We start from the raw sequence: 13,468 nt of genomic DNA, 5'->3' as shown, positions 1-13,468 counted from the left end.
TGAGCGTGCTGTTCATTTCGAAAAATGGCCATGTGGATGCGGAGCGCGTCACGGTGAAAATTTTTCCGGCAATAGAGCGCGGGGCAATGGACATCGTGAATGGCATTGTCGTGCATCAAACGGATAGTTTTACGAAGGATAGTGTGTTTGGTAGCTACAGTGAGAAGGGGGCGGACGGTGCGCATTTCCTGATCGATAAGAATGGGGAAATTTACCAAACGGCCTCTTTGCTTAAGAAAACAAATCACGTCGGAAGAATGCAATCCCGTTGCATCGTGACAAGCAAGTGCACTCCTGTTGAACTCAAGGCAGCAATCGGGATGAGTAAAAGCCCTGTCGCGCTCACAAGGCACGAAATGAAGAAAACATTTCCTGATCGGTTTCCGTCTAATGGTGATTCCATTGGAATTGAGCTGGTCGGAAAGGCGATTGGCCCGGAGAAGCAAGAGGTGTACGAGGCCGTTACGGATCAACAGAATGCATCGCTGAAATGGCTGGTTGCAGAGTTGATTTGCACCTTTAAGGTTTCTGCTCAGGAAATTTACAGGCATCCGGAGATCGGGCGTAAGAATTTGACTGAAGCGAGTACGGCAAAATGGTAATCCGACTTTCTGGTTGCATCTTGCATGCACTCGTAGCCATGAGTCTTTCTTTTTTTATGCAATGTAGCTACTCGCGGGACATCACTCGCTTGACTATTGATGGGATCGGGCTGAGCAAAAACGAAAATGATCGAGGAATTGTCGAGGCGTGTAAGACGTTTGTGCCAACGTTGAGTCAGGTGCGTAGATATTTTCTAAAGGCTTATCCTGTTGAGAGCTATGTTGGGACGACTCAACGCTATTCTGATTGTTATGCAACAGGGTCGATTGAATACAGTGATAAGAGCAAGGGAGCGTGGACGATATCATCCAGCGGAACTGGCGGCATCGTGTGGGCGCGAGGAGACTACGTCCACTTGTTTTATAAATACAATAAGTGGCACGATCCATTTGCGTGCAGTTATGGATTGGATGACGAGGGGGAGTGTTAGTCTCTCTTCTCTCTCAAAAATTGAAATCGAAGGTTGAGAATTAATGCACGCTGCGGTGATCCGCATCTTCGGGCGCGCCTGCGATTGAGCTTGACGCGGCGCCGCCGCGCGCCGTTCAGAAGCGGTCGGCGCGATACGGCGACGGGTCGGTAAAGGGCGCTTCGCCGGTCATCATTTCCGCGAGCAGGCGGCCCGTGACGGGCCCGAGCGTCAGCCCGTGATGGTTGTGCCCGAACGCGAACCACAGCCCGCGATGCGCGGGCGCGGGGCCGATCACCGGTCGCATGTCCGGCGTGCACGGCCGGAAGCCGAGCCACGGCTGCGGATCGAGCCGCTCGCCGAAGCCGAACAGCGGGCGCGCGAGCCGTTCCGCGCGGTCGAGCTGCACGCCGGTCGGCGGCACGCGGCGGCGCGCGATCTCGACGCCGGTCGTCAGGCGCAGCCCGCGCTGCATCGGCGCGATCACGTAGCCGTATTCGCGATCGACGATCGGCGCGGACAGCGCGCCGTGCGCCGACGGCGCGTAGTGCATGTGATAGCCGCGCTTCTCGCGCAGCGGAATCCGGTAGCCGAATTTCCCGAACACGGTGTCCGACCACGGGCCGAGCGCGACGACGACGGCCGGCGCCGCCGCCGCGCCGTCGTGCGTCGCGACCTGCCAGCCGGGCGACAGCGCGTCGAGGCTCGACGCGTCGCCGTGCAGCAGCGTGCCGCCGTTTTGTTCGAAGAGCCGCGCATAGGCTTTGACGAGGCCGGCGGGATCGACGACGCTCTTCGGGTCGAGCCAGTGCAGCGCGCCGCAGAAGCCTGGCGCGAGGCTCGGCTCCTGCGCGAGCAGCGCCGCCGCGTCGAGCGGCGTCACGCCGAGCCCGTGGCGGCGCGCGGTGAGCTGCGCTTCGGCGATGCCGCGCTGGAAGGCGGCGGGTGAGCGGAACGCTTCCAGCCAGCCGCTCGCGCGCACCAGCGCGTGGGCGCCCGCGCGCGCGATCAACGCGTCGTGCTCGACGATGCAGCGCTCGATCAGCGGCAGCATGTCGCGCGCGGCCGCCGCGTGGCGCTGCGGCGCGGATTCCCACCAGAAACGCGCGAGCCACGGCGCGAACGCGGGCAGCGAGGCGCCGTGCCAGTAGAGGTCGGTCGAGCGGTTCAACGCGTAGCGCAGCAGCGTGAGCGGGCTGCGCGGGAACGGGTAGGGCTCGACGGACGAGCGCTCGATCAGCCCCGCGTTGCCGAAGCTCGTGCCTTCGCCGGGCGCGCCGCGATCGACGAGGGCGACCTTGCGGCCGCGGTCCTGGAGATGGAGGGCGGTGGAGACGCCGACGATGCCTGCGCCTAGAACGATGACGTCGAAATCCATCGATGTTTGCTGAAAGCGAGTGATCCGGGGACGGGGGGCGGGCTGGTTCGGTCGATGTGTGCGGCTGGGGGCGGCCGAAGGGCCCGTGCGAGGATCAAGCATACCCGCGACCGGGGGCGCGGGCCAAGTGCGCCCGAAAGCGGATGCCGACACTGCTTCTTCATACAGTTGTTGGCGGGTGGCCCCCATGTTTTAATGGGCCGCCCATTTTTCATGCCTGCCCGCCTGCCGCCATGCCATTGTTCGAGCCCGTCACGCTGACCACCGCCCGCCTGAACCTGCGGCCGCTTCGAGAAGATGACGTACACGCGCTGTTCGCGATCTGGTCGGATGCGGAGGCGATGCGCTATTTCTCGTTTCCGGCGATGACGCGCCTGGATCAGGCAACGGAGCGCGTCGCTTGCAAGCTGAGGACGTTCGCCAGCGGCGAGGACCTTACTTGCGCCATCGAGTTGCGCGAAACCGGTGAAGTGCTCGGGGAATGCGCGCTGTTCAACTTGCATGAACCCTGCCGGCGGGCGGAAATCGGTTTTTGCCTGACCCGCACGCATTGGGGACGCGGATATTCGAGTGAAGCGGCTGCCGCGCTGGTCGAGCACGCGTTCGGCACGCTGGATCTGCGCCGGATCGAGGCGGATATCGACCCGCGCAATGCCGCGTCGGCGCGTGTGCTCGAACGGCTCGGATTTGTTCAGGAGGGGCTGCTGCGTGAGCGCTGGATGGTCGGGGACGAGGTGTCGGATAGTGCGTTGTATGGGTTGCTCAAGCGGGAGCGGCGGGCGTAGATGGACTTTGGTTACTGTCGGGGACGGCCACTGTGTATCGCCCAGAGCGGTTTCAACCGTGCTCGTTGCCGTCAGCGCATATGCGACGCTCCGGTCGCGTAGTCAATCTGGTAAATATCGTGATTGAAATCGATAGCCTCGATACAGTCAGGCAGCAAGCGAACGCGTTCGGTGAATATGTCTGCACCGGATGCCGACCACATGACCTTACCCTGTAGCGACAGGCGCGCAATTTCGATTTCCCCGTGCGAGATCAGGGCAGCCCGGTCGCTTTCCCAGTAAATGCCAAAGCATGTCGCCATATCAACGCGGGTCGACCAGACCAGCGGATGCGGTGAACTCAACGACAGGCAGGCGACATGATTGCCTACGGCCAGGTACAGCCTGTCGTCGATCGCGACGGCCGAATGCGCATGTACCGCTGAGCATCCGGCGCCGGCACCGACGACCGCAACGCGACACCCATTCAGCTCGACTCCGTGAACGGAAGACGGGGAGTCGTTCCCGAGACGTAATTCGAGAGGATAGGCGTGAATATTGTCTTGCGATCCGAATGTATAAGTCGGCTCATTCACGATCGTGACTACGCCAAATTGTGTGTCGAGTTGCATAGGCATTTTTAAGGGTGCTCGATTAATTGTCGTAATAGATCGCGACCGCGAATCGATAATCCCGCCCCTGTGCCGCGCACCAGTCTGGAAACGTGCCGACCGGATTCCGGAGCCACACTTGCCAGTCCGCGATGAGACGGTCGAAATGGTCCACTTCCGACGCGAGGCGGGCAAACGCCGCGGAATCCGGCGCATCGGCGATGAGATTCCTGGCGCGATCCAGCTCCGAGCGCGCGTAATCGACGCTGCCGATGAAGACCGATTCGTCGAGGTGATGCGTCCCGAAGTCGGCGCTGTCGAGTGCATGCTCGACCAGCATCTTCCTGACCGGCGTGTCGTCGGGGCACATCGCGAGCGCGCCGGCCAGCAGCGCATCGTCGCGCTTGAGGATGCCGAGCCACCGGACCGGCAGGTTCGCATGTGGCGCTTCGACCCTCCACGTCTGCAATGTCGGAAACAGGAACCGCGCCGTCAGCGGTTGCGTAAGGAACTGATGGGCTTCCGAAGTCCGCGCATTGGCCTCGAGGATGTCGACGGCGGCACGCCGGGCCGTCGCGCTGTCGAACGCCCGCGACGCGACCAGGAAGCCTTCGAGCGCGGCGAACGCGTCACGACGCAGCCCCTGCTCGCGAAAGCGGCAATAGCTGGCCAGCGGCTTCAGGTCGGGATGGGCATCGAACTCTTCCGCCAGCTTCAAGAGTCCTTCGAAATTGGGCTGGTTCCAGTAGTACAAGGCGGTAAACGTCGAGAAGAAACGGGACAGTATATTCGGGCCTGCAACAGCTGTTGGCCGTCAGGGCAGTCGTCTTCGGCGATATCGCCTGCCCATGTCTGCATTTACTGTCCGGATGCCGGCGCCGCTCGCTTCGGACGCCGTGCGAGCGTCTCCGCGACGTCCAAGGCGACTTCGATGAAGGCGCGCGCAGCGGCCGTCTGGTAGGCGCCCTTGCGCTGCATGAGGACCGCCGTTCTTTGCAGCGGCAATGGATCCAGGGCGACGGCAACCAGATCATCCCGCCCACGCGCAATCGTCGCCGGCAGCAAGGTGGACAATTGGGTCCTTTGAATGACCTCGATCACCGCGCTGATCGAATTGGCCTCCATGAGCACCTGAGGGCGCACGTCGTTCTGACGGCAATAGCGATCGACATGCTCGCGCGTCGCAAACTCGGAACTCAGCAAGATCAGCGATTCGTCGTTCAGCGCGGATACGCGCACCGAGCGCCGCTTCGCCAACGGATGACGCCGCCCGACGACCAGCGCAAGCGTCTCGACCAGCAGGCGTTGCGTATCGATGTCCCGTGACTGGACATCTTCGAATGCAATGCCGACGTCGAGTTCGTCGTCGACCAGCCGTTCCTCCATGCGCTCCTGCGACATCTCGCGCACCGTCAATGTGATGCCCGGGTAACGGCCGTGAAACGCCTCGACGAGCGGCCCGATGAAATAGGAAGTGAACGTCGGCGTCACGGCGATACGCAGCGAGCCCCGGCTCAGGTCCCCCACGTCGTGGATCGCGCGCTTGCCTTCCTCCAGGCCCTGCAACGCACCGCGCGCATACCGGAAGTACACCTCACCGGCGTCCGTCAGCCGCGTCGCTCTCCCGGTTCGATCGAAGAGCTGCGCCCCGAGGCTTTCTTCCAGCTGCTTGATCTGCTGCGACAAGGCCGGCTGGGACACATGCAACGCAGTGGCGGCACGCGTGAAGCTGTGGTGTTCCGCAACGGCCAGGAAGTATTTGATGTGGCGTACGAGCATGCCGATTTCACATAAGCAAATCCAATAGACTGCATAATAAATCGGTATTTTTACTTATGCAAGTTGGGGCGTAACCTTCGGTCCATCGCATCGCGCAACACGATGACCCACGGAGGATTCGCCATGAAAGACATCATTGAAGGCTTCCTGCAGTTCCAGCGAGACGCCTTTCCCAAGCGCGCCGAACTGTTCAGGAACCTGGCCACGCATCAGAGCCCTCGAGCGCTGTTCATCTCGTGCTCCGACAGCCGTCTGGTGCCCGAACTCGTCACGCAACGCGAGCCCGGCGACCTGTTCGTGATCCGCAATGCCGGCAACATCGTCCCGTCCTACGGACCTGAGCCGGGCGGCGTCTCGGCGTCGGTCGAATATGCGGTTGCCGCACTGCGCGTATCGGACATCGTGATCTGCGGGCATTCGGACTGCGGCGCCATGACCGCGATCGCCACCTGCAAATGCATGGATCACATGCCGGCGGTGGGCAACTGGCTGCGTTACGCCGATTCGGCTCGCGTCGTGAACGAGGCGCGCAGCCACGAGAGCGAGCATCACAAGGTGGATGCGATGGTGCGGGAGAACGTGGTCGCGCAACTCGCGAACATCCAGACGCATCCGTCCGTACGCCTGGCCCTCGAAGAGGGGCGGGTTGCGCTCCACGGCTGGATCTATGACATCGAAAGCGGCCGTATCGATGCGTTCGATGGCGCCACCGGCAAATTCGTTTCCCTGGCGGACAACCCCGAAGTCCGCGCGACTCACCATCAGCTTCAGGCAGCTGCCTGATTTTCGTCCCTCACTCAAGGAGATATCACCATGATTCAATCGCAATTCAGCAAGAACGCTCGCCTCGACCTGGCAGACGCCATCCTCCTGTCCAAGGCGAGGAAGGACCTGTCGTTCGCCCAGATCGCGGAGGGCACCGGCCTGAGCGAAGCGTTCGTGACCGCGGCGTTGCTCGGACAGCATCCGCTGCCGGCCGAAGCCGCCAGGCACGTCGGCAAGACGCTGGACCTCGACGCCGATGCCGTTGCGCTGCTGCAGACCATCCCGCTGCGCGGCAGCATCGAGGACCGTGTGCCGACCGATCCGACCATCTACCGCTTCTACGAGATGCTGCAGGTCTACGGCACGACCCTCAAGGCCCTGGTTCATGAGAAGTTCGGCGACGGGATCATCAGCGCGATCAACTTCAAGATCGACGTGAAGAAGGTCGACGATCCGGAGGGGGGCTCGCGCGCCGTCATCACGCTGGACGGCAAGTACCTGCCGACCAAGCCGTTCTGAATCCCCGTCGAAACGACACGGCTGGCGCGACGCGCCGGTTCGCGCTCACGCTTGCTGGCGAGATCACCAGCGGATGTTGCACGACGACCGCGACGCGCTGCCGCCGCCCGTCGCCGTGCAGCGCGTGCCCGCGCCGTTGTCGTAGAACGTGCGCGTTTCCGGTTGCGGGACCGACGGGTCGAATGGATTCGGCGTGCCGGGCACGCCGCGGGTGCCGTCGAATCGGCGCAACGGCGCGCGCGGGGAGTAGGAATCGAATGTGCGGTTCGGGCTCGTGAGCCGCGTGTCGGTGGCGCGCAGGTACGCATCCCAGTCGAGAATGCGCCGCTCATGCTCGGGCACGCGGCGGCCGAGGCTGTCGCCGCCGCCCGCACCGATCGCAGCGCGGGCGGCGGCCCAGCGGTCGTCGTCGGCGCGATGGTCTGGCGAACGGGGCGTGAGCCGCCCGCCGGAAATGCGAAGTTCGCGCGTGTCAGGCGTGTCGAACGGACTGCGCGACGCCGGCGCGGCAAAGCGCCCGTCGCGCCCGCCACGCGCGTCGCGTCTGATGCGCACGTCATCCACGGCGCGTCGTTCCGCGCGGAATACGTTCGTGCCGGTCGTGGCGTCGGTGGACGTATCGTGACTCCACGCGCAGGAAGTCGATACGGACAACGCACAAGCCAGCGCGGCGGGAGCAAATCGAAGGGCGTGATTCATCGGCGATCGGAAGCAACGGACATGCATCGGAAAAAAACGGGCAGGTCACTGGCTGGCGGCTGCATGCGCGGCGGCGCGGCAAGGGATGCGGCGCGTGGCGCACGATGGACGCGAATCGCGGCGGAAGCTGGCTGGACTGCGGAATAGGGCGCCTATTATTTCACAAAAATAACAGCGAGCTTTCTAATCAACGTGTTCGGTCTGCCAATCGAATGGTTGGCCGTCCCGCCCCGATTCCCCGAAATGGTGCGGCACACGCCTGCCGTTCGGGCGTCCTGTCCACCCGATATCGCCCTTTAAATCACGTGCTTGCGCGGTCGAACCTCCCGGATTCCCGAACGCCTTGTCCTGCCGAACAGGATGGCGAAATCTCGTCCGCCGTCGCAACCGGATTGCACTGCGAGCAAGCGTGCCCTTTTAAATCCGGTTGCTCCGCCATCGCTACCGCACCCCGATTCCGCCTACGTGTTTTCCCTTGGTTGGTCGGCATTTTTGACAGACGAAAGAAAAACGCCCATATAATTTCGACTGCCTTGCCAACGGCTGTCGGACCATCCATCCGACGAGCGCTTTGGCAAGCGGGGCAGGCGAAACGCTTGCGCAATGCAAGACGCATCACGTTGTCTTTCCGAACCAGACGTCCCCTTCGGGGGATGGTAAGAGCCGGGCCCCGCACAGTCCATTCCGCCGCAGGTCCGTCTCCGCGTCTCGGGCGTGTCCCATGTCCTCGCCCCGGGTGCTGTTCGATTGCGCAAGTCATGCCGCCTTTGCCCGTATGACTAACAACATCGAGGAGCTCCTAATGACGCTGTCCCGTCTTACGTCCATCTCCGTCGCCGCCGTGCTGTTCGCCGCCGGCGCCGCCGCCGCGCAAGCGGAAACCGTGAAGATCGCCATTGCCGGGCCGATGAGCGGCTCGGTCGCCCAGTACGGCGACATGGTGAAGGCCGGCGCGCTGACCGCGATCGAGCAGATCAACGCAGCGGGCGGCGCGGGCGGCAACAAGTTCGAAGTGGTGATGATGGACGACGCGTGCGAGCCGAAGCAGGCCGTCGCGGTCGCCAACAAGATCGTCAGCCAGAAGATCAAGTACGTGATCGGCCACGTGTGCTCGGGTTCGACGATTCCCGCGTCCGACATCTACGAGAACGAAGGCATCGTGATGGTCACGCCGTCGGCCACCGCGCCGCAGCTGACCGAAGGCAAGAAGCGTCACTTCATCTTCCGCACGATCGGCCGCGACGACCAGCAAGGCCCGGCGGCGGCGAAGTACATCATCACGCACGTGAAGCCGAAGAAGGTCGCGGTGCTGCACGACAAGCAGTCGTACGGCCAGGGCATCGCATCGTCGGTGAAGAAGGACCTCGAAGCCGCGAAGATCCCGGTCGTGCTGTTCGAAGGCGTCAACGCCGGCGATTCGGACTACTCGGCGATCATCACGAAGCTGAAGTCGCAAGGCGTCGACTTCGTCTACTTCGGCGGCTACCACCCGGAAATGGGCCTGCTGATGCGCCAGGCGCGCGAGCAGGGCGTGAAGGCCACCTTCATGGGGCCTGAGGGCGTCGGCAACAAGGACGTGACGGCGATCGCCGGCCCGTCGTCGGAAGGCATGCTCGTCACGCTGCCGGCCGACTTCACGGCCGACCCGGCCAACGCATCGCTCGTGAAGGCATTCGCCGACAAGAAGCGCGACGCGAACGGCCCGTTCCAGATGCCGGCGTATGCGGCGGTGAAGGTCATCGCCGACTCGATCGCGGGAGCGAAGTCCACCGACCCGACGAAGGTCGCCGCGTACCTGCACAAGACGACGTTCGACACGCCGATCGGCAAGGTCGCGTTCGACGCACAGGGCGACCTGAAGGCGTTCAAGTTCGTCGTCTACACGTGGCACAAGGACGCGACGAAGACCGTCGCCGCCAACTAAACGGAGTACCCGCCCGCGCACCCGCCCCGCCCGAGACCCGGGCGGGGCGGGTGCGTATTGTCGCCGCGCGAGCGGTCGACGGGCGGCTCGTGACGACACCGTGCGTTGCCCGCAGCCCCGCCGTGATCCGGCGGCGGCGCATGGCGCGGCGCTACCGGGAGCTTCCCGCACATGACTGATTTCTTTCCGCAATTCGCCCAGCAGCTGGTCAACGGCCTGACGCTGGGCGCGATCTATGCGCTGATCGCCATCGGCTACTCGATGGTCTACGGCATCATCGGCATGATCAACTTCGCCCACGGCGAGATCTACATGATCGGCGCGTACGTGGGCCTCGTGACCCTGACCGCGATCGGCGTGTCCGCCGGCTATCCGCTGCCGCTCGTGCTCGGCGCGGCGCTGATCGTGTCGGTGATCGTCACCGGGCTGTACGGTTTCGCGGTCGAGCGCGTCGCGTACCGGCCGCTGCGCGGCGGCCCGCGCCTCGTGCCGCTGATCTCCGCGATCGGCATGTCGATCTTCCTGCAGAACTACGTGCAGATCGGCCAGGGCGCGCGCGACGTGTCCGTGCCGGTGCTGATCTCCGGCGCGTTCGAGATCCACCTCGGCGGCGACTTCGACGTGACCGTGCCGTATGCGCGCCTCCTGATCGTCTGCGTGACGATCGTGCTGATGATCGCGCTCACGCTGTTCATCTCGCACTCGCGGATGGGCCGCGCCTGCCGCGCGTGCGCCGAGGACATGAAGATGGCGAACCTGCTCGGCATCGACACGAACCGCGTGATCTCGTTCACGTTCGTGCTCGGCGCGATGCTCGCGGCCGTCGGCGGCGTGCTGATCGGCCTGACGATCGGCAAGCTGAATCCGTACATCGGCTTCGTCGCGGGTATCAAGGCGTTCACCGCCGCGGTGCTCGGCGGCATCGGCAGCATTCCGGGCGCGATGCTCGGCGGCGTGCTGCTCGGCCTTGCCGAGACTTTCGCAGCGGGCTACATGCCGGCCGAGTACAAGGACGTCGTCGCGTTCGGCCTGCTCGTGCTGATCCTGCTCTTCCGCCCGACCGGCCTGCTCGGCAAGTCGGATATCGAAAAGGTTTGAGGGAGGCGCAGATGAGCCAAGTCATTTCCGTCCGCCGGCCGGCTGCCGGCGCCTCGTTCGGCGACACGCTGAAGAACGCCGTGGCCGCCGCGCTCCTGACGGCGATCCTCACGGTGCCCGTGCTCGGCCTGCAACTGAAGCTCGACGGCTACCAGGTCGTGCTCGAGCCGCACTGGCGCCCCGTGTGGATCGCGGTCGCGGCCGTGTTCCTGTTCCAGCTGTTCAAGCCGTGGCTCACGCGCGCGAAAGCCGCGGTGACGCTGCCGGCGATGCCCGCGATGGGCGCGACGCAGCAGCGCGCGATCGTCTGGGTGCTGCTCGCGGTCGGCCTCGTGTGGCCGTTCTTCGGGTCGCGCGGCGCGGTCGACGTCGCGACGCTCGCGCTGATCTACGTGATCCTCGGCCTCGGGCTGAACATCGTGGTCGGCTTCGCGGGCCTGCTCGACCTCGGCTACGTCGGCTTCTACGCGGTCGGCGGCTACACGTATGCGATGCTCAACCAGTACTTCGGGCTCACGTTCTGGGAATGCCTGCCGCTCGCCGCGATCGCGTCGGCGACGTTCGGCTTCCTGCTCGGCTTCCCGGTGCTGCGGCTGCGCGGCGACTATCTCGCGATCGTCACGCTCGGCTTCGGCGAGATCATCCGCCTGCTCGCGAACAACCTGACGAGCCTCACCGGCGGGCCGGACGGCATCTCGAGCATTCCGAAGCCGACCGTGTTCGGCTTCGAGATGGCGCGCACCGCGAGCGTCGAAGGCGCGAAGACCTTCCACGAGCTGATCGGTCTGGAGTACAGCGGCGAGCACATGGTGATCTTCCTGTACCTGCTCGCGCTGCTGCTGGTCGGCTTCACGCTGTTCGTGACGAGCCGCCTGATCCGCATGCCGATGGGCCGTGCGTGGGAAGCGCTGCGCGACGACGAGATCGCGTGCCGTTCGCTGGGGCTCAACCCGACCCGCATCAAGCTGTCGGCGTTCACGCTCGGCGCGGCGTTCGCGGGCATCGGCGGCGCGTTCTTCGCGGCGCGCCAGGGCCTCGTGAATCCGGAATCGTTCACCTTCATCGAGTCGGCGCTGATCCTCGCGATCGTCGTGCTCGGCGGGATGGGCTCGCAGCTCGGCGTGATCCTCGCGGCGATCCTGCTGACCGTGCTGCCGGAAGTCGCGCGCGGGTTTGCCGAGTACCGGATGCTGATCTTCGGCCTGGTGATGGTGTTGATGATGATGTGGCGTCCGCAGGGCCTGTTGCCCGCGAGCCGTCCCCACGTGGAGCTGCCGCAATGAGCGCGAATGCAGAACTGTTGAAGGTCGCTGGGCTGCAGATGCGCTTCGGCGGGCTGCTCGCCGTCGACGGCATCGATTTCGACGTGCGCCGCGACGAGGTGTTCGCGATCATCGGGCCGAACGGCGCGGGCAAGACCACCGTGTTCAACTGCGTCGGCGGCTTCTACAAGCCGACCTCGGGCGAGGTCGTGCTCGACGGGCACCGCATCGCGGGGCTCGCGAGCCACCAGATCGCGTTGAAGGGCCTCGTGCGGACGTTCCAGAACATCCGTCTGTTCAAGTCGCTGACGGTCGTCGAGAACCTGCTCGTCGCGCAGCACCGCAAGGTGAAGTCGGGGCTGCTGCACGGCCTGTTCGCGACGCCGGCGTACCGGCGCGCGGAGAAGGAAGCGCTCGAACGCGCGGCCGTGTGGCTCGAGCGGATGAACCTGACGTCGGTCGCCAACCGGCCGGCGGGCACGCTGTCGTACGGCCACCAGCGCCGGCTCGAGATCGCGCGCTGCATGATCACCGAGCCGCGCCTGCTGATGCTCGACGAGCCGGCGGCCGGCCTCAACCCGCAGGAGAAGATCGAGCTGCAGCACCTGATCGACCGGCTGCGTCGCGAGTTCGGCGTCGCGGTGCTGCTGATCGAGCACGACATGAGCCTCGTGATGGGCGTGTCGGATCGCATTCTCGTGATGGAGCACGGCCGGCCGATCGTGATCGGCTCGCCGGAGGCGGTCCGCAACGATCCGCGCGTGATCAAGGCGTATCTGGGGGAAGAGTGATGCTGAAGCTGGAACAGGTCCATACGCACTACGGCGCGGTCGAGGCGCTCGCGGGCGTATCGATCGAAGTGAACAAGGGCGAGATCGTCACGCTGATCGGCAGCAACGGCGCCGGCAAGACGACGCTGATGATGACCGTGTGCGGCACGCCGCGCGCGTCGTCGGGCCGCGTGCTGTTCGAGGGCAAGGACATCACCGGGATGTCGACGCACCAGATCATGCGGCAGGGGATGGCGATCTCGCCGGAAGGGCGGCGCGTGTTCCCGAGCCTCACGGTGCTCGAGAACCTGAAGATGGGCGGGTTCTTCGCGAGCCGCGACGAGATCGACGCGGGCGTCGAGCACGTGTATCGCCTCTTTCCGCGCCTGAAGGAGCGCGCATCGCAGCGCGCCGGCACGATGTCGGGCGGCGAGCAGCAGATGCTCGCGATCGGCCGCGCGCTGATGAGCAAGCCGCGCCTGCTGCTGCTCGACGAGCCGACGCTCGGCCTCGCGCCGCTCGTGATCGCGCAGATCTTCGACATCATCCGGATGATCCGCGATGAAGGCGTGACGGTATTCCTCGTCGAGCAGAACGCGAACAAGGCGCTGCAGGTCGCCGATCGCGGGTACGTGCTGGAGACGGGGCGGGTCGTGCTCGCGGATACCGGCGCGAACCTGCTCGCGAACGACCGGATCAAACAGGCTTATCTGGGCGGGTGATGCAGGAAGCCGCCGGCCTGCAACGGGCCGGCGGCGTGGCCGGGGTGTTTGCTGCCGGATCGTGTTGGAGGCGTCGGCACGGCGGTTTGCAGGAAATTTGTAGCTGATTTGGCTTCGATCGTAGTCAGGTCAACTACATTTGTCACGCGCACGGCGCCGGATGCG

At 64.4% G+C, this 13,468-nt stretch carries 14 protein-coding genes; 9 read left to right on the top strand and 5 right to left on the bottom strand.

Features of this window, described 5'->3' with window-relative positions; genetic code table 11:
• The first annotated feature begins 5 nt into the window (after positions 1–5).
• Complete coding sequence (locus B7P44_RS29210) at positions 6–602, top strand: peptidoglycan recognition protein family protein (RefSeq protein ID WP_193834320.1); 597 nt, start codon at positions 6–8, stop codon at positions 600–602.
• A 546-nt stretch (positions 603–1,148) separates the two neighbouring features.
• Here B7P44_RS29210 and B7P44_RS29205 read toward each other — a convergent pair.
• Positions 1,149–2,390 carry an NAD(P)/FAD-dependent oxidoreductase gene (locus tag B7P44_RS29205; protein ID WP_084909342.1) on the bottom strand — a complete coding sequence of 414 codons (1,242 nt, stop codon included), beginning with the start codon at positions 2,388–2,390 and terminating at the stop codon, positions 1,149–1,151.
• A gap of 233 nt (positions 2,391–2,623) precedes the next feature.
• Here B7P44_RS29205 and B7P44_RS29200 point away from each other — a divergent pair, with 233 nt between their 5' ends.
• A complete protein-coding gene (locus B7P44_RS29200) occupies positions 2,624–3,175 on the top strand; it encodes a GNAT family N-acetyltransferase (protein WP_084909341.1) in 552 nt (183 codons plus the stop codon).
• 71 nt (positions 3,176–3,246) lie between these two features.
• Here B7P44_RS29200 and B7P44_RS29195 read toward each other — a convergent pair whose 3' ends face one another.
• From B7P44_RS29195 to cynR, 3 genes are all read right to left on the bottom strand, one after another.
• A complete protein-coding gene (locus B7P44_RS29195; RefSeq protein WP_231716743.1) occupies positions 3,247–3,786 on the bottom strand; it encodes a hypothetical protein in 540 nt (179 codons plus the stop codon).
• Between the two features lie 22 nt (positions 3,787–3,808).
• Entirely contained in the window at positions 3,809–4,519 is a 711-nt protein-coding gene (locus tag B7P44_RS29190; RefSeq protein ID WP_084909339.1) for a hypothetical protein, read from the bottom strand.
• A 104-nt stretch (positions 4,520–4,623) separates the two neighbouring features.
• Positions 4,624–5,544: a transcriptional regulator CynR gene (gene cynR / locus B7P44_RS29185; RefSeq protein WP_084909338.1), complete on the bottom strand. Its 921-nt coding sequence runs from the start codon at positions 5,542–5,544 to the stop codon at positions 4,624–4,626.
• Between the two features lie 123 nt (positions 5,545–5,667).
• Here cynR and B7P44_RS29180 point away from each other — a divergent pair, with 123 nt between their 5' ends.
• Together B7P44_RS29180 and cynS are read left to right on the top strand one after the other, a co-directional pair.
• Positions 5,668–6,327, top strand: a complete 660-nt coding sequence (locus B7P44_RS29180) for a carbonic anhydrase (protein WP_084909337.1) — start codon at positions 5,668–5,670, stop codon at positions 6,325–6,327.
• Between the two features lie 30 nt (positions 6,328–6,357).
• Positions 6,358–6,828, top strand: coding sequence for a cyanase (gene cynS, locus B7P44_RS29175; RefSeq protein WP_084909336.1), 471 nt, complete (start codon positions 6,358–6,360; stop codon positions 6,826–6,828).
• A gap of 63 nt (positions 6,829–6,891) precedes the next feature.
• Here the strand turns inward: cynS and B7P44_RS29170 are convergent, their stop codons facing one another.
• Positions 6,892–7,383 carry a hypothetical protein gene (locus B7P44_RS29170; RefSeq protein ID WP_321970414.1) on the bottom strand — a complete coding sequence of 164 codons (492 nt, stop codon included), beginning with the start codon at positions 7,381–7,383 and terminating at the stop codon, positions 6,892–6,894.
• Positions 7,384–8,329: 946 nt separating this feature from the next.
• Between B7P44_RS29170 and B7P44_RS29165 the strand changes: the two genes are divergently transcribed.
• The 5 genes from B7P44_RS29165 to B7P44_RS29145 all read left to right on the top strand — a co-directional run bounded on the left by B7P44_RS29165 (position 8,330) and on the right by B7P44_RS29145 (position 13,303).
• Entirely contained in the window at positions 8,330–9,451 is a 1,122-nt protein-coding gene (locus tag B7P44_RS29165) for a branched-chain amino acid ABC transporter substrate-binding protein (RefSeq protein WP_084909334.1), read from the top strand.
• Between the two features lie 171 nt (positions 9,452–9,622).
• Positions 9,623–10,549, top strand: coding sequence for a high-affinity branched-chain amino acid ABC transporter permease LivH (gene livH, locus B7P44_RS29160; protein WP_084909333.1), 927 nt, complete (start codon positions 9,623–9,625; stop codon positions 10,547–10,549).
• 11 nt (positions 10,550–10,560) lie between these two features.
• Positions 10,561–11,832: a high-affinity branched-chain amino acid ABC transporter permease LivM gene (locus B7P44_RS29155; protein WP_084909332.1), complete on the top strand. Its 1,272-nt coding sequence runs from the start codon at positions 10,561–10,563 to the stop codon at positions 11,830–11,832.
• Positions 11,829–12,602 carry a high-affinity branched-chain amino acid ABC transporter ATP-binding protein LivG gene (gene livG / locus B7P44_RS29150; RefSeq protein ID WP_084909331.1) on the top strand — a complete coding sequence of 258 codons (774 nt, stop codon included), beginning with the start codon at positions 11,829–11,831 and terminating at the stop codon, positions 12,600–12,602. The genes B7P44_RS29155 and livG overlap by 4 nt, the downstream gene beginning before the upstream one ends.
• Positions 12,602–13,303 carry an ABC transporter ATP-binding protein gene (locus B7P44_RS29145; RefSeq protein ID WP_084909330.1) on the top strand — a complete coding sequence of 234 codons (702 nt, stop codon included), beginning with the start codon at positions 12,602–12,604 and terminating at the stop codon, positions 13,301–13,303. Before livG ends, B7P44_RS29145 begins: the two co-directional genes overlap by 1 nt.
• Positions 13,304–13,468 lie beyond the last annotated feature (165 nt).

The organism is Burkholderia ubonensis subsp. mesacidophila, from assembly GCF_002097715.1.
GTDB classification, from domain to species: domain Bacteria; phylum Pseudomonadota; class Gammaproteobacteria; order Burkholderiales; family Burkholderiaceae; genus Burkholderia; species Burkholderia mesacidophila.
The sequence above is the reverse complement of the archived record's forward strand: the minus strand, read 5'-3'. Positions and strand labels throughout refer to the sequence as shown.